The organism is Patescibacteria group bacterium (assembly GCA_022563395.1).
In the GTDB taxonomy this organism is placed as follows: Bacteria; Patescibacteriota; Minisyncoccia; order Minisyncoccales; family UBA10102; genus 01-FULL-49-22b.
This window is the reverse complement of the sequence record JADFNM010000001.1, coordinates 262,274-281,850: the sequence shown is the minus strand read 5'-3', so window position 1 is coordinate 281,850 and position 19,577 is coordinate 262,274. Positions and strand designations below refer to the sequence as shown.

Genomic DNA, 19,577 nt, shown 5'->3' with positions numbered 1-19,577 from the left:
AAATTCCATTTAGTTATCCCCGCCTAAATCTCGTTTAAGCAATATGGGTTTGTGCTTAAACGAGATTTAAGCAAAACTTAAGAGATCGCCAGATAGGCGATTTTTTGATAGATTAGAGAAGGTATGGTTAAACGAAAAGCTACACAAATAGGGAGCTCCATTATTCGCAAGAAATCGCAGAGAGTAGGTAGAGTTTCTTCAAAGACGGTTATAAAGGTTGTTAAGGATTTGACTGACTCTATGCGTTTCCATGGGCTTGTTGGCATGGCTGCTCCGCAGATTGGGGTGAGTCTTCGAGTCTTTGTAACTGAGCTACGAAAGACGAAAACGAGAAAACTCCAGGAAACAGATTCTCTTCGGGTCTATATAAATCCTCGCATTGTCTCTTTCTCAAAAGATCAGAGTGTTGGGCATGAGGGATGTGGAAGCGTTGCGTCTGGCCAGTTGTTCGGTCCAGTGAGGCGGTCAAAGGGCATAGTGATAAAGGCTCAAAATGGCGATGGAGAGATTTTTACCCTGCGAGCTAGTGGTTTGCTTGCTAGAGTAATTCAGCATGAGATGGACCATCTTAATGGAGTTGTCTATCTTGATAAAGTAACTGATATGAGAAAACTGATCAGCCGAGATGAGTATATTAAGAGGATGCGATAGGAGAGTCGGAGAATATATGAGGCCGGACTTAAGTGTATAAAGAAGAACTTCAAGTTGCTAAAATAGCGGTTTTTGTGTAGAATTAAAATATGGATCAAGAAATTTCCAACAAGTTTGAAGTGCTAGAAAAAAAGATCGATGCAATTTATTCCTCGGTTGAAAAAACAAGGAAGTATTTCCTTTTAACTCTTGTTATAACTGCTGCGATGATTGTTTTGCCCATCCTGGGACTTATTATTGTCATACCAATATTTTTAAGCAGCCTTAACCTTGATAGCTTAGGACTTTAGTTAATCCTATAGATGGAACATTAGATATTTAATGCCCAACAACAGGTTTAGCGTTGTTCACGATGCGTAGATAAAATAGGGCGATATTAAAGTCTCAGGTGTATAAAAGGGGACCAAATTACGTCCAATATATGAAGCCGGACTCAAAGTCGCCAAGGAGGCGGTTTTTTTGGTTTTCCTGAGTTATCCACACCTAAATCTCGTTTAGGCAACAGCGAAGAATGCTTAAACGAGATTTAGGCAAAAAGGGTGAATGAGGGAGCGAGAAATGCCTGGCCCCCGCCCTGAGTCTGTCGAAAGGTCTTCCAGGGCCAATAGATCGCCAAAAAGGCGGTTTTTTGTTACGATAGGAATATGAAAACACTGTATCTTGTGCGCCACGGCAAAAGTGAAGCAAATGATAAACGTATTTATCAAAGAAAAGAAACCTCTCTTTCTAAAGAGGGAAGAGAGCAGGCATATATTCTCCAAAAGAGGTTTGAGCATATACCAATAGATATACTGTATTCGAGTTCGCTTAAAAGAGCGCAGGAGACAGCCGAAATCATCAATGAAAAGCTCAAGCTCTCTATTCACATAACAGAGCTCGTGAACGAGTGGGGTAAACCATCGTCCCTTTTGGATATTTCTATTGATGGTAAGAAAGCAAAAGAATTTCACAACAAGCTTGTTTTACACAAAGATGACCTCTACTGGAAATGGCAGGATGAGGAATCTATCGGTGAGTTGCGAGATAGGATAGTTCAGTTTTTGGAGGAAATGAAAAAGGGTTCAAAAGACAACATCCTTGTTGTTATGCATAGTCTTCCCTTAAAGATGATGCTGAGCGTGGTGCTCTTTGGCCCGGAGTCTCTTCCTTTTGGAGATGTAGAGTCTTTCGATGTGCGTACCACAAATACTGGCATCACTGTTTTTCACTTGGAAGATGGTGAAGAGAACTGGAAACTTGTCACTTGGAACGATTACGCTCATTTAGGAGAGCTCTAGTCTTACAATATATGAAGCCGGACTCAAGCGTATAGAGGGGACTCAAAGTCGCCAAAAAGGCGGTTTTTTGATAGGGTAAAGATGTCAAGATTTTTGTTAAAGCAAATGTTTACCGAACAACAACAAAAACTGTTTGAGCGAAAAGGGGGAAAAGAATCCCGCTATGTAGAAAAATGGCAAAAATTGGTTCATATATTAGGGATTCTATTGGTTCTGCTCCTTGCTTTGCTTGGTATAGGACTGAGCATTTTTATGTTTATTTACACAAATAAGGCGGAGAAAGTAATTCCATCCAGAGAGGATGCGCAGCGTAAAGACACTATAATCCCCATTATTCAAGATGTCCCCAGAGACGCTATTCCACCGCTTAATTCTCCAGAGTACGAAAGTAGTTTGGAAGCAGAAAGATGGATTCAAAATGACGATATTGTTTTAGGCGTAGAATTTGCTGGAGATGCAAGAGCTTACCCGATTAAGATTATGAATTGGCATGAGATTGTGAACGAGACAATTGGAGGACGGAAAATAGTAATTACGTATTGCCCATTGTGCAACTCTGGTATTGTATTTGACCGGTACCTTAATGAGCAGCTGCTTTCATTTGGTAATACAGGAGCTTTATATGAGAGTGCCATGGTAATGTATGATAGAGAAACTGAGAGTTATTGGTACCAAATTACTGGTGAAGCTCTTACCGGATCTTTAAAAGGACAACGGCTTTCTATACTTCCTTCCACGATGATGTTGTGGAAAGAGTGGCGAGCTTTGCACGAGGATACCAAGGTACTCTCGCTTGATACCGGATATACAAGAAATTATCTTAGTGATCCATATAGAGCATATGAAAATCCAGATTCGCAACCCGGATTTCCTGTTAGTATTCAGGACAACAGATTACTACCCAAGGATCAAGTGGTGGGAATTACAATTGATGGGATATCAAAGGCATATCCAGTGAAAATAGTTCAGGGAAAAGTGATCAGAGATATAGTGAGTGGACAAGAGTTTGAAATTATTGGAGATATAGCAGGACGTTCTGCTCAAGTGTTCTTAATTAAAGATGGAGAACAAATATCAATACCTTCAAGTTCTACATTCTGGTTTGCTTGGTTTGCTGGGTACAAAGATACATTGATCTACGAAGAGGAATGAACGTTATCTTGTAGGGGGGGAGTAGTGTCCCACAATATATGAAGCCGGACTCAAGTGTGCTTGACACCCTGAGCTTCTTCTTATACATTAAAGTATATGTTGCATTTGTTTATGATAGACGAGAAAAAAGCGAAGAAGCCCTTCAAGAAGGCGCGTATTTTCGCTTGGCAAAAGCTGTAATCCATTAGATAGATAAAGCCATTTGAACCCGCCTTCTTGGATAAGCCAGAAAGGCGGGTTTTTATGTGTCGATGAAGGGAGATCATACCTCTCTTCATCGGCTCACAAAGTACATTAACAATATTCTTACTGGAGAGAGCCGGTAGTAAGAATGAAAAATCCTGATTCTATGGAAAGGGAGAAAGGAAGGCACGATATCTCATGAAGGGGTTGGCGACGAGAGACTGACGGAGAAGTCACAATAATATGGAGGTAGTGAAATGGAAATTGGAAGACTCGTTACTGCAATGGTGACGCCGTTTAGAGAAGATGGTGGCGTGGATCTTGAGAGAGCAAGGCTTTTGGCCAAGGCCCTTGTGGCCTCTGGGAGCGACGGCCTCGTGGTCACCGGCACCACGGGCGAGAATCCAGTGCTCTTTCACGAAGAGAACGTCAAGCTGTGGGCTGCAGTCAAGAATGCGGTAGGGGACACAGCAGCGGTCATTGCGGGTTCCGGTACCAACGGAACTGATGAATCCGTGCACCTTTCGCGGGAAGCGAAGGAAGCGGGAGCCGATGCTCTCTTGCTCGTGGTGCCTTACTACAATAAGCCCACGCAAGAGGGCCTGTATCTGCACTTCAGGACGATAGCTGAGAGTGTGGAGTTGCCCTGCATTCTGTACAACGTGCCCAGCCGCACCATCGTCAACATGACGGCTGAGACCACGTTGCGTCTGGCCGAAGTGTCTAACATCGTTGGCGTCAAGGAGGCTTCCGGAGACTTCCACCAGATCGGAGAGATCATTCGGAACGCGCCAGACGGGTTCAAAGTGTGGAGCGGGAATGACTCAGACACATTCGGCGTCCTCAGCCTTGGAGGTTACGGGGTGGTGAGCGTTGCCTCGCACCTCATTGGGCAGCAGATCAAGCGGCTCATCAATCTGACCGTGGAAGGCAGGTTGCAGAAGGCTGCGTCTGAGCACCTGCGGCAGCTTCCCTTGGCCAAGGGCCTGTTTGTGGTCACCAGCCCCATACCTGTGAAGTATTGCCTGAATGAGGTGGGTTTCCCGGTTGGTGGGCTGCGTCTGCCTTTGGTAGAGGCTGATCCACAGACGGCAGCGTTCCTAGACGAACTACTGGAGGGCTACGAGATAGATCTGCCTCTGGATGTTGTCAGCTAGGTTTAAAGGGAATCCTTCGGGATTTTCATGAGGGGGTAGTCACTTAATTGACTACTTCCTCTTTTTTTTATCTTTGTCTTTTGTTGACCTGAGATAGGAGACTTGGAGAATATGTGCAGTAGGACCATAAGACGTCCAATATATGAAGCCGGACTTGTATGTATAAAGGGGGACTCAAAGTCGCCAAACAGGCGATTTTTTGATAGATTGAAGAATGGCCTCTGATATTTCCACCGCAAAACTGGATCCAAACATATTTACAAATCGGAGAGAGTACTTCTTCTCTTTTTTGGTAGACCGCTTTGAATACGCTACTCTGCTATGGAAAGAAGCACTCCAGGATCGCTTTCAGAGACCTTTTGAGCCCATTTTCGTAGTGTCAGCAAGAAGCAATCAGTATTTCCAAAAAGCGAACTTCCTCGTAATGAATCAGAGAGCGCAAAAAGTACAAAGAGACACTGGGGAAAAGAATTTCATCTTTCTCTCAGAGAATGAGGATCTTAATCAGGAATTTAGCAGATCTTCCTATGTGAAAGACTTTATTAGAAAACTCATCTTGAAGCAAAAGCGCGTATTTCTTCTTCCATTCACGACTACCAACCTTTCGTTCAATTCCTCAAAAGTGATTGTTCTTGGCCCTGATTCAAAAGTTGTAACGAAATATGATAATAAAGTTCAGCATAAACTGCTTTTTGATAAACTAGGTCTGTCAAAGAACGAAGTCAAAATCTTTAAGAACCTTGCTGCTGTTCAACGAACTGTAAAGCAATATCCTATTTTTCTTTCCGCATCTTTTAGTTCTGGAGGACACGAAAGCAGGATTATAAGCAATCCTGCCCAGATTGACTCGTTCTCGCATGAATTACGAGGTATTAACCGAAACAATGAATTCCTTGTGGCACGCTTTATCGAGGATGTTGTATTATCCCCCAACACTAATGCTATAGTAGTAGGCAGAAACAATACTGTTGTGAACTGTATCTCAGACCAGATTCTCCGCAGCAATCAATATATTGGTAATATCTACCCTTCAAAGGCCACAGAACGGCACAAGGGCATAATGAGAAAAACGACTGCAGTGGTGGGGAACTATCTTTCCCGTAAGGGTTTCCGGGGTATATTTGGGCTCGACTTTATTATTGATAAAAATGGTTCTGTTTTTCCTACAGATTTGAATCCTCGGAGACAAGGTGGTTACCTTTGTCACATCCTTTCCGCTCGCAGCAAGGGCATAGATCTTATAGACCTTGAACTCCGCATATTCTTGCACAACGATATTCCTGATATTTCCTACCCAAACTTTCAGGTTGATTATGTATGGGCGCACAGTAAGATAAAGCCATACAAGAGTGGACAAAAGATTACAAGAGTTTTCGCTTCCAAAAACCCTTCCACGCCATTTATGAAAAAAGGGGCTGCCTACAAAGCGATGTTCTATCCTAAAGGTTATGTATTCGCAGGAGGAAACGCGGGATACTATATTACTACAGGAACGTCGTATGATCAGACGCTACAAAAAATACGGGGGGCTGTGGGCAAGATTATTGAGACAAGTTTTGATTCAACCGACTGGGAATTTTATTTTGACAGCCCCAAAACCCATGATTTACTGCAATAGGTACTATGATTTCGGTGAATGATCTTGAGTGCATTAAAGCAACGCTGGAGAATGCTAAAGCCTTGAGCGAAAGAACGCCCGTTTTTCTGTATGATGTAAACCATGTAAAAGGCCAGGTGGAAAGAATCAAGAATGCCTTCTCTTCGTACACAAACTTCAAACTGCTCTATGCTGTAAAGGCGAACAATAACCCAGAGATACTCAAGCAGCTAAGTAGGATGGGTTTGGGGTTTCATGTCTCTTCTTTGGAAGAACTAAAGGCGGCGAGGAAAGTTTCTAAGGATATTTCTTTCACTGGTCCAGTACTTACCTCAGAGATACTGCAATATATAAAGAGGAATAGTGTAAAAGCAAATGCAAATAGTATTCCCGACCTTAAAAAGATTGCCTCCATGAAAGACGTGGGACTGCGCATCAATCCCCGTATCGGGTGGAGTTACGGGGCAGGAATTGCCTCGGGAAGTAAAGAGAGCCATTTTGGTGTTTCTCCAGAAGAGTTCAGAAGCATTCCTGCGAAACTAAGAAATCGTATAACAAGACTACATATGCATACAAGCTCGGACTCATATCGAATTGGTCTATTTATTGAAGCGTTTCAGCGGTTACTTAAAATCACGGAAAAACATCCTTCTGTTCTGGTAATTAACATCGGTGGGGGTATTGCAGCCCCTATTGGAAGCGAGGAGTCCGAGTTTGATATCACAACATATGCAAAAAGAATTATTGCAGAGGCAGAAAAGTTCGGCAAGAAACATAAAAGAATTCTAAAAATACAAGTGGAACCTGGAAACTACATCGTGCGCGGCGCAGGATATTATATTGTCCGTATCCATTCCGTATTACAAAGGAGGGGACGATATTATTTCTTCTCGGACGGCACAATTCATCATATCAGAGGCTTGTTAAATGAAAGAAGGCCGTATAGTTTTCGCAAATCACCTCTTGTCTACGGAGCAATTCTTGGCGCTTCTTGCCAAGTTGGCGATATACTTGTGCCTTTCAAGAAAATGCCGAAACTCCGTGAAGGCGATCTCGTGGCAATTCCCAAAGCAGGTGCGTATTGCGCTGTGCAAGCAGCACAATTCAATATGATTGGCTTTCGTGAGAAAGTTTGTTCTCTTCATTGAATAGTGAAAAGGCCCGCTCATCAGGTGAACGGGCCTTCTACTCTCCCTTCTCTCATTACCTAGTGTACGCGGGAGTAGTAGTACCTCCCGCTATCATCTGGGAAGGTCAAAGTGTTGTGGGTGCAGGGGATGCAGCGCGGACCGAGGACGACTCCTGAATAGCGTCCTACAATCTCTATGCTGCGTTCCCATGCCTCCCTAAGGAGCTCTATAGAAGGAGGAACATTGTTCCGCAAGGGTGTTGCTGGGTCGGGACGGAACGGGCTCAAGACAGGGTCGCATCCGCGCTCCGCCAATGCGCTCACGCCCCGCAAGGTATCTTCGAGCGACTCAATGCCCACAAGAAGGAGAGACCGAACCTTCCCTTCGCCAAAGATCTCCACCGCTTTCCCAATGAAATTAAGGTAGCGGTCAAGTCCCACTTTCCATTTGCCTGCCATGATCCGCCGGGCGACTTCTTGGTTGTAAACCTCCAGATTGATAGATAGACCGTGAATGCCGATTTCTTTAAGATGCCCGGGGTCGAGTAACCCTTCCTCTGGTACCATCATGATGTCCACGGTAGCACGGAAGGCATTCGCCACCCGCTCATACATCTCATTCAACCAATCGTAATCCCCGGGTTGAGGGGTTCCTCCCGAAATAAGGATATGCTGTGCCGGTACCACTTCGTCGTGGAGCGCGAGTGTGATGCCTTGCAGCAAATCCGCAGCTTCTCTCCTTTGGTACCTGTCCTCATATGGGATATTACAGAATAGGCAGGTTACAGCACACCCATCGACGGGGGAAATGCGCACACGGTCAGCATGTATAACCGCACCCAATCGGCTCATTGTTTCATGGTCCTGAGGCATAGGGCTAAATCGAACTGGGATCTCTTCTCCATTCACCTGAAGTACCAATTCATCCTCGTGCGCAGAGAGTATGATGGAAGGCCGGACAACAAAATTTGGGTTATGTTCCGCAATAGGGGCATTCACCCAGACCTCATCTGGAAGCACCAGGATAACTCCTGACGTCGAAGCGTACTCAGCTAAAGTAAGGGGGCCAAGGGCTAGGTTCCGCACACCTGGGTCTACCGCCATACCTTCCACCATAAGTCGGATTTTTATTTCTTCTATTTTGGAAAGAACCATCTCACTTACCTCCCTCTTGCTAGGTTTTAGTCATTCTAAACTGTGTGAGCTTCTTGTGCAAGTGGTCAACTTATACTTTTTCAAGAATCGCCAAGCAGGCGGTTTTTTATTAACGAATACATAGGACTTATTGACTCCTGACTCAAAAAGTTGCACTATGTCTAGATGAGCAATGGGAATGTTATCGTCAGATTTGGTGAAGTATCATTTAAATATACGAGCAAACAATCCATCCTCTCTGAGGTGGATTTTTCTGTTAGGCGAGGATCAAAGATGACTTTGATGGGGCAGAATGGTGCTGGAAAGAGTACAATCTTTCAGTTAATGAATGGAAAGCTGGAATCTACCGACGGCAATATACATGTTGAAAGAGGACTTACTATCGCTACCTCGCGGCAAGTAATACCGCAAGAACAATTGGATATAACAGTGCGTGAATTCTTTGAGGCTTGTTTCAAAGAAAAGGTATATGATATAGATCCAAAGATTGATGAGATTCTTTTAGTAGTGAACTTTAAGGCGGATCATGACAGAATTATACGATCTTTCTCTGGAGGACAGCAAGCACGACTGCTTTTAGCTTCAGCCTTAATTCAAAAACCAGATTTGCTGTTGTTGGACGAGCCAACCAATAACTTGGATCCAGAGGGGATTGAACACTTAAAGCAATTCTTGATTAACTATGATAAGACCGTTATAGTCATTTCTCACGATGCAGACTTTTTGAATGCATTTACCGAAGGCGTACTATATTTAGATATATTTACACAAAGAATAGAGAGATATACGGGGAACTACTTTGATGTAGTAAAAGAAATTACAGCGAGAGTTGAGCAAGAGAAGAGAAAGAATGCTCAACTCGCAAAAGTGATTCAAGAGAATAAAGATAAGGCTAACTTTTTTTCTCATAAAGGTGGAAAGATGCGGCTTGTTGCAAAAAAGCTGAGAGATGAGATTAAAGAGTCAGAGGAGAATAAGGTGGAGGTGCGAAAAGAGGATAAGACAATCCGTTCCTTTATAATTCCCGTGCAGGAATCGCTGTCCGGAGAGATTCTTAATATTTTCATCGTAACGAGTATGGTTGATGGAAAAGAATCGCATCATTCTGTAAACATATCTTTGCGCAAGGGCGATCACCTTCTTTTAGCGGGCCCAAATGGTATTGGGAAGAGTACATTATTGGAATCTATTGCTTTTCGCAATACAAAAGGCATAACGGTAAATCCTGATGTAAAGATTGGTTATTATCGTCAAGATTTTTCTACACTGAATTTTGAGGATATAGTGTATGACTCTTTAGTTAATGTATTTACTGGTGTCACCAATGAAAAATTACGAGCATTAGCTGCCGGATTTCTCATAGATCAAGATATTATTTATTCAAAGATTGGGAGCTTGTCTGAAGGGCAAAAAGGCCTGGTTTCTTTAGCACAGTTAGTATTGCAAAAGCCCGGTTTGCTTATTTTAGACGAACCAACAAACCATATGAACTTTAGGCATTTGCCTATTATTGCAAAGGCACTGAGTCGGTATGAGGGTGCTATGATTCTTGTGAGTCACGTAAAGGAATTCGTTGATCAAGTTAGGATTGATGAAACTCTTAAGCTTGGGAAGTAATACAAGATAATAAGCTATGCTTAAAGTCGCCAAAAAGGCGGTTTTTTGTTACGATAAGAATATAATATGTCTCATATTCACGAGCAAATTGATTGGACAATCGTAGCCTATGTTGTGTATAAGCGTAAGGTGCTCTTTATTTTTCATAAGGAACTCCAAAAGTGGCTTCCCCTTGGTGGTCACATAGAGCTTGATGAAGATCCTGATGAGGCTTTGTTGCGTGAAGTTAAAGAAGAAAGCGGTATTGAAAATGTTGAAGTGCTGGCGTCAAAACCGAACCTAAGTCTTGAGGACCCTAGTCGAAAGTTTTTATATACGCCAGCATATGTAGATATTCATCCTATCAGTAAAACGCACAAGCACATTGGTCTTGTGTATTTTTTGCGGACTGAGACTGATGTGGTTCAACTTGCAGAAGAGGAACACACCGAGATTCGATGGCTCACAGAAGATGAACTTGATGATTCACGGTTTCGCCTGGAATCTAGTATTAAGTTCTATGCTCGAGAAGCCATACAACGAGCTCAGGGATGAGTTAGTCCCACAATATATGAAGCCGGACTCAGGCGCATAAAGGGGGACTCAGCATCGCTAAAAGGGCGATTTTTTGATAGAATTGAATATGATTAAAAAACGTATCGAATTTTTTTATGGGCGAGAGTGTCCAGATTGCTTAGCTGTTATACCCATAGTGAAACGGTTGATAGCGGAAGAGGGGGTAGAGATTGTAAAGCGCGAAGCGTGGCATGACGCAGAAAATCATCAGAGAATGGAAGATATGAGAGATCTCTATAAAGAGCATTGCAGAGGGAATCTCGTTGTGCCTAGTTTTTATGACGCAGAAAGAAAAAGATTGATATGTGATCCCGTATCATACGAAGAGCTCAAAGACTGGGTTTTTGAAGAATAGAGACCTTGCAATTATGATAGTGGATTTAAAGACGTTCAATATATAAGGCTGGACTCAAAGTCGCTAGAAAGGCGGTTTTTTGATAGAATAGAATTGTCAGATAAAATGATAATAAGTTTGATTTATAACTATGAAGATATTTAAATGGTGGCTAAGTAAAGTGAGTAATTGGGTAGTCTGGATTGCATTCATTAAAGGAATAGCAATAGGAGTATTAGTAACCTTATTCTTAAGATAGTAAGGTCGTGATTAAGACACATTAAATTAAAGACGTATATTATATGAGGCCGGACTTGAGAGTACAGAGGGAGACTAAATGACGTCCATTATATGTTGTACGACGTTTGTGCTAAAGATCGCCAGAATGGTGATTTTTTGATAAGATAGAAATATGAAAATTAAAGATCAATTTTGCCCAATATGTAGCACTAAGATGGAAGTTGAGATTACTGGTAAATCTGAGGATAGAGTTAATATGAGAATTTGGTGTCCTAGATTAAATTGTCCTCGTCATAAAGTTAAAGTAATCCAAGGATCTTTGAGAGAGTTAGAGGAAAAGTAAATTGTATGTGAATCAGGATTTATATACTATGCCCAAAAAAGATTTTATATTACAGGGATTTACTTCTCGTACTCACACTGAGGCAATACTACGTTTGTTTGATATTCCAGACATAAAAGTTGCTATTTTTAGTGTAGCTTTTGTAACTGATGAAGGCGTTCGGCTTATTGAAGAAGGATTGAGAGGTATTGCTGATCGTACTTCTATTTTTGTTGGAATTCGAAATGAGATTACAACAAAACAAGGGCTTGTTCGGTTACTTGATATGGGGATAACTCTGTATGCGGTAGATACTGGTGCACGTGGTATTGTCTTCCATCCTAAGTTATATCTAACAAAAAACGCCACGGAGGCACGGTTAGTAATTGGTAGTGCTAACTTAACGCTTGGAGGCCTTAATAATAACATAGAAGCAAGTGTTACTCTCGATTTGGACTTAGCAGATGAAAATGATTTAGCGCTTGTGAATACTATAGTTACTCAATTTTCTAAATTGCCGGAGCAGAAACCTCAAAATATTTTTTTAATTACTAGTCCTGAAGAGTTGGATAGTATGCAAACATCTGGCCGATTACTCGATGAGTATGAAGCATTACCGCCACGCCCCCTAAGAAGGGTTGTTGGTGAAACAATTAACGATGCGGTTCCACGTATTCAACTTTCAGTACCAATACGTAGTCGTACTATACGTCGTAGGGCAACCCCAAGTACTACTGTGGTATCGGAAGTTACTGTTGAGCCATCAGATATTTCTACAAATCCTATACTTGTTTGGCAAAGCAAACCTTTAACTAGAAGAGATCTTGATATTCCCGAAGCAGATGTGACTCATGCAGCGGGCTCTATTAATCTAGATAAGGGATTGTTGGATACTAGCATTGATCATAGACATTATTTTCGCGAGGAAATTTTTGGGAGTCTAACTTGGTCACCAACAAACAAAGAAACTGTCGAAGAAGCTCATGCTCAATTTCAACTTGTAATCAAAGATATCTCCTATGGTACATTCAATTTACGCATAGGTCATACTACCGATACAGAAAGCACTGCTTACTTACAACATAATGCTATGACCAGGTTAAGTTGGGGTGATATGAAAACTCACATTGCGCGGCCAGATCTCATAGGACGAACAATGTCTCTCTATCAAGATGAGAAAAATCCTGATAGATTCTTTATCGAGATTGATTAAGCAATGGCATCTATGCGTTGACGCCTGTTGCGAAGCCCTTCCCACGCCTTAAAAAGTTGTTCTCTTTTTTTCCTAGATAAACCAAGAGCTCCAAGAATTCTTTTATCTTGATTGGCAAGAACTTGCTCTATGGGTAATGAGCGAATTTCTTTATCTAAAACTCGCAGATTTCCATGCACATCATTAGGCAAAGGAATGAGTAGCTTCTCAATTTCCGAAGGCACTAGTTCAAGAACACCTCCCCCATAATGGCGACCTTCTAATTCTGCACTTAATGCAGTCAAAGAATTAACGAAATTACTAACCAATGTTTCGGGTTTGACCGTAGAAGAGCTAATACGATATGCGGTATCTGTAGTCAAAGCCTCCATCTTATTAAAAACAAGACGTGGAATATTGTGAGCGCGCTTAAGCATTCCTATGTTTGTGGCGTATACAGATGGTACTGAATACCATGGGGTACGAACGCTACATTTATAACGAGTCTGTAGTTTTCTCTTTTCTCCATACTGAATATATCTTTTGACCCCTTCATTTTTAAACACTTCTTCCTTCGGAAACCAAATAAAATTGGTTGGTTTACCAGCCAATTTATTTTCAGAATGTTGTTTCTTATCATAAATTACTCCTGGACAGTGATCACTACGGCCAAACATGGGGTGTGCCCAATCTGAAAGTCCATATTCATCAATTACTTCGTCCGAAACAAGAAAGTAATCGTTTGCCCCTGTGACTATTCCAACATCAACATCAGCTATTTCTTTAAAGCGATGTACTTCTGTGTGTTCACTTACTTCATCGAGTAGTACGCGCATTGCAGGTTCTAATAATGCATATGTCCATTTCCCCATTACGGTCCGGCCGTTAATTGGTTTCGGAGCAGCAAAAACTTTTCCCGGGTCTAAGTTAACAAATTCTCGGTTTTTTACTGGATATATTCCAACACCCCCTGCTAACTGTGTTTCGCTAGAACGCTTTTCTGCTAGAAGTAAGACAGCTCCTTGTAAGGTGTTATCAAACCAAATTTCTTGTGGATCAATTATTACTAATCGTTTACATTCCTTACCAAGAAAGTTGCGTGTTGATTGCGCGTATATTATGTGGATGATCTCTGCTGGAATAACCATAGCTAAGCGGCCTCCGGGTTTTAACAAAGCAAATGAAGCCAATATAAAAGGTACCCATGCGTTAGTATGTTTAGTAAAGGGCAAATCCAAGGTTTTAAATATTTCTTCTGAGTGAGTCTTAAATATTTCTGGAAGATATTGATATCGAATGAACGGAGGATTACCAATTACTGCGTCAAATCGTATATTCTTATTCTTTAAAGCCTTAAGAGACCAATCTAGAAAATCAGTTGAGTGAATCTTTGCATTATCGAAACCATTCTGTATTCGCTGGCGAGCTTTGCTTGCTTCTTTTGAATTAAACTCAATACCTGTAATTGCAGATCTGCGAAAACTACCAACTTTATTTAATGCTTCAAAAAAAACGCCATCGCCACAACTTGGTTCTAATATGCTTTTGGGATGAACTTCTTTAATCCATCTTGCGAGAAAAGTCGCCAGATTCAAAGGTGTATAGTAGCCGCCTCTTAATTTTTCACTAGTCTCATTCTCGGCAAAGTTCATAGTTTAAGTATAGTCCTTTCTTTTTGTAGTTCCAAATAGTTGCTAGAAATGGGATTAAAAATTATTCCCATCATGAAACTTTTTATGGATATCGTGCAATCGTTTATTGGTCACATGGGTATAGATTTGTGTAGTTACAATGCTTCTGTGGCCTAAGAATTCCTGTATGCTTCTTAGGTCTACGCCTTGCTCCATGAGATTTGTAGCCATACTGTGGCGTATCGTATGAGGTGAGGCGAATGTAGGAATACCAGCTTTTAGTACGTATATTTTCATAAGACGTTCAATGGATCGTGCTGTAAGGCGATTTTCTTTGTTTGTAGAGTCTTTATAGCTTACGAATAGGGCTTCGTAAGTATTACTATCATCCTTAAGATATTCTTTAATCCAGTACGTCGCGCGTTCTGAGAAAAACACCATTCTAGGGTAATTCCCTTTGCCTATAATGCTTACTTTAAAGTCGTTTTGATCCCATATGCCGTTGAATTGAGTTCTATTGAGAGCCACTAGTTCAGATATTCTTAAGCCTGTTGAAAATAGTGTTTCAAATATAGCCCTATCTCTAAGCCCTTTTGATCTACTTATATCTGGTGTTTCGAGAAGTAGTTTTATCTGACTGGTATCTAAAAATTTTAAGATTTGTTTATCGTCATTAATTTTTGAAAGCATTATCTTTCGAGAAGAAATGGCAGTTATATCCCGAAGCGTAAAGTAATCAAGCAGACATCGCAGAACTATAAGATGATAGTTCTGCGTTTTCTTTGACACTGTGTTTCCAACTCTATCCTGTTTTCGAGAGAGATAGAGACGATATTGCCATATATCTTCGGTAGTGAGTTCGTGTGGCTTAGCATGTTCTTTATTTTGTGAGCAAAGCCATTGCTTTAAATGATATAGACTTCTACGATAGTTAACTTGGGTACTTTGAGAAAGTCCACGCTCAATTTCTATGTATTGAAGAAATTCGTCGATATGGGCAGTCAAAGGCTTTTCGGATATTTCCATTAGTTGTCTATTTAAGGGTTAGTTAGCCTATTTGTAGTATATCCCAATTTGGGATATTCTGCAATAGGATATACCATAAAGTTATCCACAGGCATGTCTACATCATTACGCTCAAAAAAGTACCAGAATATGATCAAACGCCTCAAAGAGGCGCGTTTGAGAGTAAGATTGACACAAGTTGAGGTCGCTCAAAAGCTGAAGAAGCCTCAATCTTATATCTCAAAGACGGAGAATGGAGAGCGACGTATCGATGCTACTGAGCTTGCGAGTCTCGCAAAAGTTTATAAAAAAGATGTTAATTTTTTTCTAAACTAGCGTTTTTATTCTATAGACCACCAATGAGAAAAATGTCTTACAAGCGGATAGGGGAATTCCTACAAATCGCATTCAAAATCATTCTTGAGCATGGTGGTTCTTATCCTTCTAGAAAAATAATGCAAGAAATGGAGAAACGGTTAACCTTTGATGAATATGAAAAAACTATCTATGAAAAAAGTGGTTATATTCGTTGGCAGTCCGTGTTACATTTCTTTTCGATTGATGTCACAAAAGCTGGTTGGCTGCGTAAGCATAAGGGAGTGTGGTATGTGACCGAAGAAGGCAAAAAAGCACTTGAATTGGATCCAGAGAACTTTATTGAAACTGCGACTAGCAAATACCGTGAATGGGCAAAATCTCGTGAGTCAGTTGAAGAAAAGGAAGAACCAGAGGCGGTCCAGGGTTCCATCATTACTAACTATGAGCAATCTCAATCTACCGCACGGGAAGAGATAAAAAGCTTTATTAGAGACCTTAACCCTTATGAGTTTCAGGATCTTGTAGCAGCTCTCTTTCGAGGAATGGGTTACTATACTCCATTTGTAGCCCCGCCCGGGCCAGATGGAGGCATTGATATTATCGCTTATAAGGATCCTATTGGGGTTGAATTACCGCGAATCAGAATACAGGTAAAGCATAGACCAGAAACAAAAGTCAGTAGATCAGAGGTGGCCACCCTAATGGGAGACTTACAGGGAGAAGGATATGTGGGTATCATTGTTTCAACCGGGGGTTTTTCCTCTGATGCTTTAGCTGAAGTAAGGAAGTCTAATAGGCATATTGAGGAGATTGATTTTGAACGCTTTATTGACTTGTGGGAGGAATATTATGGCAAACTCTTAGACGAAGATAAGGCATTATTGCCCCTTAGAAAAATCTCATTTTTAGCTCCCAAAGAGTAAAGAAGATATAATCTGGGGTTGATGAAAAAAGAAAAGAAAAGCAATCTTACCGCGGGCCTGTCTGGGGTCTCAGGAGAATTTGGTGGTAATCAGATTGGGACTAAAGGATTTATGAAATAAAATATGGGGACAACCATAGAAGATGTGCTATATGAGGAGCACCTAGAGGACTTGCATAAAGCCTATACTAATGCATTGGAAAAACTTGCAGAGTCAAAATCTTTAGCCGACCTTCGCAAAAATCTGGAATCTCTTCAGGACACAAAAGCAAGCCTACCAAAAGGAATGACTGAAAACGAGGATCTGTTTGAAAGCATGGAGAGTACTTTAAATGAAATTGCTACCCTCGAAGGAATTTACAAAGTCTTGATTGAACAAAAGAAAAAAGGTGGGGTTTACTTTATTGCAGGTCTTGGGATAGGTTCAATAGTAACCGTGTTATCCTCCCTATTTTTATGAAGTCCTGGCCAACAAAAAAATTAGGCGAAATGAAAAGTTTCCAGTATGGATAAACCCATTATACAGCTTATTAAAAAACTTAAAGATAAGAACAAAAGCGATTTGGCAAAGTTGTTGATCGGCTGTAGGTCCGGGACAGAAGAAACAGATCAGTACAGTTCTTATTGGAATAAATTTTTATCTTGTTTTATTATCTATGCCCCGAGTGAAAAATATCAACAACTCCAGAAAACTTACCAAGAAGATAGGAGCGTGATGTTGCAATGCGTTTTAGAGATTTTTCCCAAAAGTGAAGAATTAGAAATTGGTTTTTTGTATTTTAGACTTTTTTCCAATGAAGACCAAATAAAAGAGAATGTTTTACTGGCTGGTAGTTGGTTGAAAAGGGCAAAGAATAAACTCGACGAAGGGAAACAATCACTGACTAATTGGAAGGATGCCGAAGCGATCTCGTCTTTTCAAGAGTGTATTGAATTTTCTTTAAAGGCAGTTTCGTTATTATTATTAGATAAATATCCGAAAGATCACAAGTTTGGCGAAATAGAATTCAAAGAGGTTTTGAATCAAATTCCCGAATCACTAGCGCAATTCGAATTTCACAAATTGTATCTTTACTCAAGATTCTGGAGTAATTTTTATATAGTAGCTAAATACGGTCTAGAAAATTTTGGAATAGGACCCGAAAAACTTTTTGGAAAAGAAGAGGCAGAGTTAGCACAAAAACATGCTGATAAGTGTTATTTCGCATCTGTTCAATTGAAGAATTATTTAGAAAATCCATGGTAATATCTAATTGGCCAACAAAGACTTTGTAAGAAAAAGGGATTAACATTGTACGTCGTGACTGCCAAACTATAATACTATAGCTAGAACTGATTATGAACATCAAGAACATAAGGGATGTAAAGAACTCATTATACAGAACAGGATTTCCTCTTGAAGTTGCTGTGCTAAATAAATTGGCCTCTCTAGATTTAATGGTTCATCCTGGAGAGATTTACTTTGATACGGAAACGCAGAAAGCTCGCGAAGTCGATCTACATGCACTGGATTTTTATCCAGACCATGAAACAGTATTGAAAGATCCCGATCAAAGAAGACTAATCATTCATTATGTGGTTGAGTGTAAAAAAACAGAAAAGTATGCCTGGGTGTTTTTTAAGAATGCTGTATATCAAAAATTACATTCACATTTCTTGAAATTTAAAAGTGCCCCCCTCACCTTTTCATGGGATTCATCAATTTTGAAAGCTTTTGAGCTATTACAAGGAAAGTCTAAGTTGCATCTTTCATTTACAGAAGTTCCACCTAGAAAAGATAATACTGAGAAAGCTGGAAATATTTATAGTGCAACTCAAAGCGTTTTGAAAGCGACCGAGTTTCTTCATGAAAGATATGCATCGGGGAATGTTTTGCATCTTTTTATTCCCGTGATTGTATTTCATGGTTCTTTATATAGTGCAAATCTGAGAGGTTATAAATCTATGAATAAGCTCACAATTACAAGGGAAAAACGAATTTTGTTACTTACTAATTTCCCTGGAGAAAAAAAGAGTTCAACCCCCTATGCTTTATTTATCGTTCATGAGGATGGATTGAAGAACCTACTGGCAGAATTCCGAAAGTTAGGTGAAGTTATCCATTTGGAGTGGAGGAAGAAAAGTATTCCAAAAAGGAAAGCAATGGTGAAACGTAAAAAGTAGTTTGTGCTCTTTTAAATTTTTTACCGTTGTAGAATAAGTGATAAAAGTGTCGCATATCGTGCGGACAGGGACTAAAAATCGCCAAAAAGATTATTTTTTGGTAGAGTAATATAATGATAGTCCGAACCAAGAAAATAGTGTCGCAAGGAAAAAAGGATATATTGGCAAGCTTGGGAAAGCCTTACTTTCAGAAGGATGATTTTACACTCTACGAGGGTGATAGCTTAGAGCTGCTTAAAGACATCCCCGAAAACTCAGTAGATATGATTTTTGCCGATCCTCCATATAACCTCTCGAACGGTGGATTTACAGTTCATGCTGGCAAAAGGGTTAGTGTGAACAAGGGAGACTGGGATAAAAGCAGGGGAGTAGAAGAAGACTTTGAGTTTCACAAAAAGTGGATTGAGGCTTGTAGGCGAATTCTTAAGCCCCATGGAACCCTTTGGGTAAGTGGCACATATCATTCTATTTATCAATGCGGATATGCCTTGCAACAAGCTGGATACCACATTCTTAATGATATTTCTTGGTATAAACCAAATGCCTCCCCCAATTTAAGTGGTCGTTGTTTTACTGCGAGTCATGAGACTTTGCTCTGGGCCCGCAAAGACAAGAATGCAAAACATACTTTTAACTATAAAAATATGCGTGAGGGAAATTGGCCAGAAGATTTTCTCAAAAAACCCAATAAACAAATGCGGTCAGTATGGGCCATAAATACTCCGCAGGCTTGGGAGAAAAAGTTTACCAAGCACCCAACTCAGAAACCCTTGAATTTGCTAAGGCGTATAGTTGTTGCAAGTTCGAATAAAGGCGACATTATTTTAGATCCTTTTACGGGGAGCTCTACCACAGGACTTGCGGCATATGAGCATGGGAGAAAGTTTGTAGGTATAGATACCGAGAAGAAATATCTAGATTTATCGGTGAAAAGATTTAAGGAGTTGAAAAAAAGTATAAGCAGCATGATGCTTTAA

21 protein-coding genes are annotated in these 19,577 nt (G+C 40.6%); 18 read left to right on the top strand and 3 right to left on the bottom strand.

The features are described 5' to 3' along the window. The first annotated feature begins 123 nt into the window (after positions 1-123). From def to IH982_01615, 7 genes are all read left to right on the top strand, one after another. Entirely contained in the window at positions 124-651 is a 528-nt protein-coding gene (def, locus tag IH982_01645) for a peptide deformylase (GenBank protein ID MCH7828557.1), read from the top strand. Between the two features lie 89 nt (positions 652-740). Beyond that, positions 741-941, top strand: a complete 201-nt coding sequence (locus IH982_01640) for a hypothetical protein (GenBank protein MCH7828556.1) — start codon at positions 741-743, stop codon at positions 939-941. A gap of 354 nt (positions 942-1,295) precedes the next feature. Next, positions 1,296-1,928: a histidine phosphatase family protein gene (locus tag IH982_01635; GenBank protein MCH7828555.1), complete on the top strand. Its 633-nt coding sequence runs from the start codon at positions 1,296-1,298 to the stop codon at positions 1,926-1,928. Between the two features lie 81 nt (positions 1,929-2,009). Next, on the top strand, positions 2,010-3,080 hold the full coding sequence (locus IH982_01630) for a DUF3179 domain-containing protein (GenBank protein MCH7828554.1): 1,071 nt from the start codon (positions 2,010-2,012) through the stop codon (positions 3,078-3,080). Between the two features lie 440 nt (positions 3,081-3,520). Then, positions 3,521-4,420 carry a 4-hydroxy-tetrahydrodipicolinate synthase gene (dapA, locus tag IH982_01625; GenBank protein ID MCH7828553.1) on the top strand — a complete coding sequence of 300 codons (900 nt, stop codon included), beginning with the start codon at positions 3,521-3,523 and terminating at the stop codon, positions 4,418-4,420. 214 nt (positions 4,421-4,634) lie between these two features. After that, positions 4,635-6,038, top strand: a complete 1,404-nt coding sequence (locus IH982_01620; protein MCH7828552.1) for an ATP-grasp domain-containing protein — start codon at positions 4,635-4,637, stop codon at positions 6,036-6,038. Between the two features lie 5 nt (positions 6,039-6,043). Then, positions 6,044-7,165, top strand: a complete 1,122-nt coding sequence (locus tag IH982_01615) for a hypothetical protein (GenBank protein ID MCH7828551.1) — start codon at positions 6,044-6,046, stop codon at positions 7,163-7,165. 59 nt (positions 7,166-7,224) lie between these two features. Here IH982_01615 and IH982_01610 read toward each other — a convergent pair whose 3' ends face one another. Beyond that, positions 7,225-8,301, bottom strand: a complete 1,077-nt coding sequence (locus tag IH982_01610; GenBank protein ID MCH7828550.1) for a radical SAM protein — start codon at positions 8,299-8,301, stop codon at positions 7,225-7,227. Between the two features lie 165 nt (positions 8,302-8,466). Here IH982_01610 and IH982_01605 point away from each other — a divergent pair, with 165 nt between their 5' ends. From IH982_01605 to IH982_01585, 5 genes are all read left to right on the top strand, one after another. After that, the gene (locus IH982_01605; GenBank protein ID MCH7828549.1) at positions 8,467-9,918 is read left to right on the top strand and encodes an ABC-F family ATP-binding cassette domain-containing protein; all 1,452 of its coding nucleotides are present in this window, start codon (positions 8,467-8,469) and stop codon (positions 9,916-9,918) included. Between the two features lie 66 nt (positions 9,919-9,984). Beyond that, positions 9,985-10,452 (top strand): NUDIX domain-containing protein, encoded by a 468-nt coding sequence (locus IH982_01600; GenBank protein ID MCH7828548.1) that lies wholly within the window; start codon positions 9,985-9,987, stop codon positions 10,450-10,452. Between the two features lie 88 nt (positions 10,453-10,540). Continuing rightward, positions 10,541-10,828 (top strand): hypothetical protein, encoded by a 288-nt coding sequence (locus IH982_01595; GenBank protein ID MCH7828547.1) that lies wholly within the window; start codon positions 10,541-10,543, stop codon positions 10,826-10,828. A gap of 391 nt (positions 10,829-11,219) precedes the next feature. Next, a complete protein-coding gene (locus IH982_01590) occupies positions 11,220-11,390 on the top strand; it encodes a hypothetical protein (GenBank protein ID MCH7828546.1) in 171 nt (56 codons plus the stop codon). Positions 11,391-11,397: 7 nt separating this feature from the next. Next, entirely contained in the window at positions 11,398-12,582 is a 1,185-nt protein-coding gene (locus tag IH982_01585) for a phospholipase D family protein (GenBank protein MCH7828545.1), read from the top strand. Here IH982_01585 and IH982_01580 read toward each other — a convergent pair. Next, positions 12,579-14,213, bottom strand: a complete 1,635-nt coding sequence (locus IH982_01580; protein MCH7828544.1) for an N-6 DNA methylase — start codon at positions 14,211-14,213, stop codon at positions 12,579-12,581. The genes IH982_01585 and IH982_01580 overlap by 4 nt on opposite strands. A 54-nt stretch (positions 14,214-14,267) precedes the next feature. Further along, positions 14,268-15,218 (bottom strand): tyrosine-type recombinase/integrase, encoded by a 951-nt coding sequence (locus tag IH982_01575; GenBank protein MCH7828543.1) that lies wholly within the window; start codon positions 15,216-15,218, stop codon positions 14,268-14,270. A 129-nt stretch (positions 15,219-15,347) separates the two neighbouring features. Between IH982_01575 and IH982_01570 the strand changes: the two genes are divergently transcribed. The 6 genes from IH982_01570 to IH982_01545 all read left to right on the top strand — a co-directional run bounded on the left by IH982_01570 (position 15,348) and on the right by IH982_01545 (position 19,577). Continuing rightward, positions 15,348-15,533: a helix-turn-helix transcriptional regulator gene (locus IH982_01570; protein ID MCH7828542.1), complete on the top strand. Its 186-nt coding sequence runs from the start codon at positions 15,348-15,350 to the stop codon at positions 15,531-15,533. 23 nt (positions 15,534-15,556) lie between these two features. Then, a complete protein-coding gene (locus tag IH982_01565; GenBank protein ID MCH7828541.1) occupies positions 15,557-16,438 on the top strand; it encodes an Mrr restriction system protein in 882 nt (293 codons plus the stop codon). A 123-nt stretch (positions 16,439-16,561) separates the two neighbouring features. Continuing rightward, positions 16,562-16,897 carry a hypothetical protein gene (locus IH982_01560; protein ID MCH7828540.1) on the top strand — a complete coding sequence of 112 codons (336 nt, stop codon included), beginning with the start codon at positions 16,562-16,564 and terminating at the stop codon, positions 16,895-16,897. Between the two features lie 45 nt (positions 16,898-16,942). Continuing rightward, the gene (locus IH982_01555) at positions 16,943-17,683 is read left to right on the top strand and encodes a HEPN domain-containing protein (GenBank protein MCH7828539.1); all 741 of its coding nucleotides are present in this window, start codon (positions 16,943-16,945) and stop codon (positions 17,681-17,683) included. A 92-nt stretch (positions 17,684-17,775) separates the two neighbouring features. Then, positions 17,776-18,600: a hypothetical protein gene (locus IH982_01550; GenBank protein ID MCH7828538.1), complete on the top strand. Its 825-nt coding sequence runs from the start codon at positions 17,776-17,778 to the stop codon at positions 18,598-18,600. A 113-nt stretch (positions 18,601-18,713) separates the two neighbouring features. Further along, positions 18,714-19,577 (top strand): site-specific DNA-methyltransferase, encoded by an 864-nt coding sequence (locus IH982_01545; protein ID MCH7828537.1) that lies wholly within the window; start codon positions 18,714-18,716, stop codon positions 19,575-19,577.

Excerpts from the sequence above, each read along its gene's own strand:
- IH982_01580 (MCH7828544.1), bottom strand. The coding sequence starts at position 14,213 with ATGAACTTTGCCGAGAATGAGACTAGTGAAAAATTAAGAGGCGGCTAC.
- IH982_01570 (MCH7828542.1), top strand. The coding sequence starts at position 15,348 with ATGATCAAACGCCTCAAAGAGGCGCGTTTGAGAGTAAGATTGACACAA.
- IH982_01605 (MCH7828549.1), top strand. The coding sequence starts at position 8,467 with ATGAGCAATGGGAATGTTATCGTCAGATTTGGTGAAGTATCATTTAAA.
- IH982_01600 (MCH7828548.1), top strand. The coding sequence starts at position 9,985 with ATGTCTCATATTCACGAGCAAATTGATTGGACAATCGTAGCCTATGTT.
- dapA (MCH7828553.1), top strand. The coding sequence starts at position 3,521 with ATGGAAATTGGAAGACTCGTTACTGCAATGGTGACGCCGTTTAGAGAA.
- IH982_01595 (MCH7828547.1), top strand. The coding sequence starts at position 10,541 with ATGATTAAAAAACGTATCGAATTTTTTTATGGGCGAGAGTGTCCAGAT.
- IH982_01590 (MCH7828546.1), top strand. The coding sequence starts at position 11,220 with ATGAAAATTAAAGATCAATTTTGCCCAATATGTAGCACTAAGATGGAA.
- IH982_01565 (MCH7828541.1), top strand. The coding sequence starts at position 15,557 with ATGAGAAAAATGTCTTACAAGCGGATAGGGGAATTCCTACAAATCGCA.
- def (MCH7828557.1), top strand. The coding sequence starts at position 124 with ATGGTTAAACGAAAAGCTACACAAATAGGGAGCTCCATTATTCGCAAG.
- IH982_01635 (MCH7828555.1), top strand. The coding sequence starts at position 1,296 with ATGAAAACACTGTATCTTGTGCGCCACGGCAAAAGTGAAGCAAATGAT.
- IH982_01575 (MCH7828543.1), bottom strand. The coding sequence starts at position 15,218 with ATGGAAATATCCGAAAAGCCTTTGACTGCCCATATCGACGAATTTCTT.
- IH982_01620 (MCH7828552.1), top strand. The coding sequence starts at position 4,635 with ATGGCCTCTGATATTTCCACCGCAAAACTGGATCCAAACATATTTACA.
- IH982_01640 (MCH7828556.1), top strand. The coding sequence starts at position 741 with ATGGATCAAGAAATTTCCAACAAGTTTGAAGTGCTAGAAAAAAAGATC.
- IH982_01615 (MCH7828551.1), top strand. The coding sequence starts at position 6,044 with ATGATTTCGGTGAATGATCTTGAGTGCATTAAAGCAACGCTGGAGAAT.
- IH982_01630 (MCH7828554.1), top strand. The coding sequence starts at position 2,010 with ATGTCAAGATTTTTGTTAAAGCAAATGTTTACCGAACAACAACAAAAA.
- IH982_01545 (MCH7828537.1), top strand. The coding sequence starts at position 18,714 with ATGATAGTCCGAACCAAGAAAATAGTGTCGCAAGGAAAAAAGGATATA.
- IH982_01550 (MCH7828538.1), top strand. The coding sequence starts at position 17,776 with ATGAACATCAAGAACATAAGGGATGTAAAGAACTCATTATACAGAACA.
- IH982_01555 (MCH7828539.1), top strand. The coding sequence starts at position 16,943 with ATGGATAAACCCATTATACAGCTTATTAAAAAACTTAAAGATAAGAAC.
- IH982_01560 (MCH7828540.1), top strand. The coding sequence starts at position 16,562 with ATGGGGACAACCATAGAAGATGTGCTATATGAGGAGCACCTAGAGGAC.
- IH982_01610 (MCH7828550.1), bottom strand. The coding sequence starts at position 8,301 with ATGGTTCTTTCCAAAATAGAAGAAATAAAAATCCGACTTATGGTGGAA.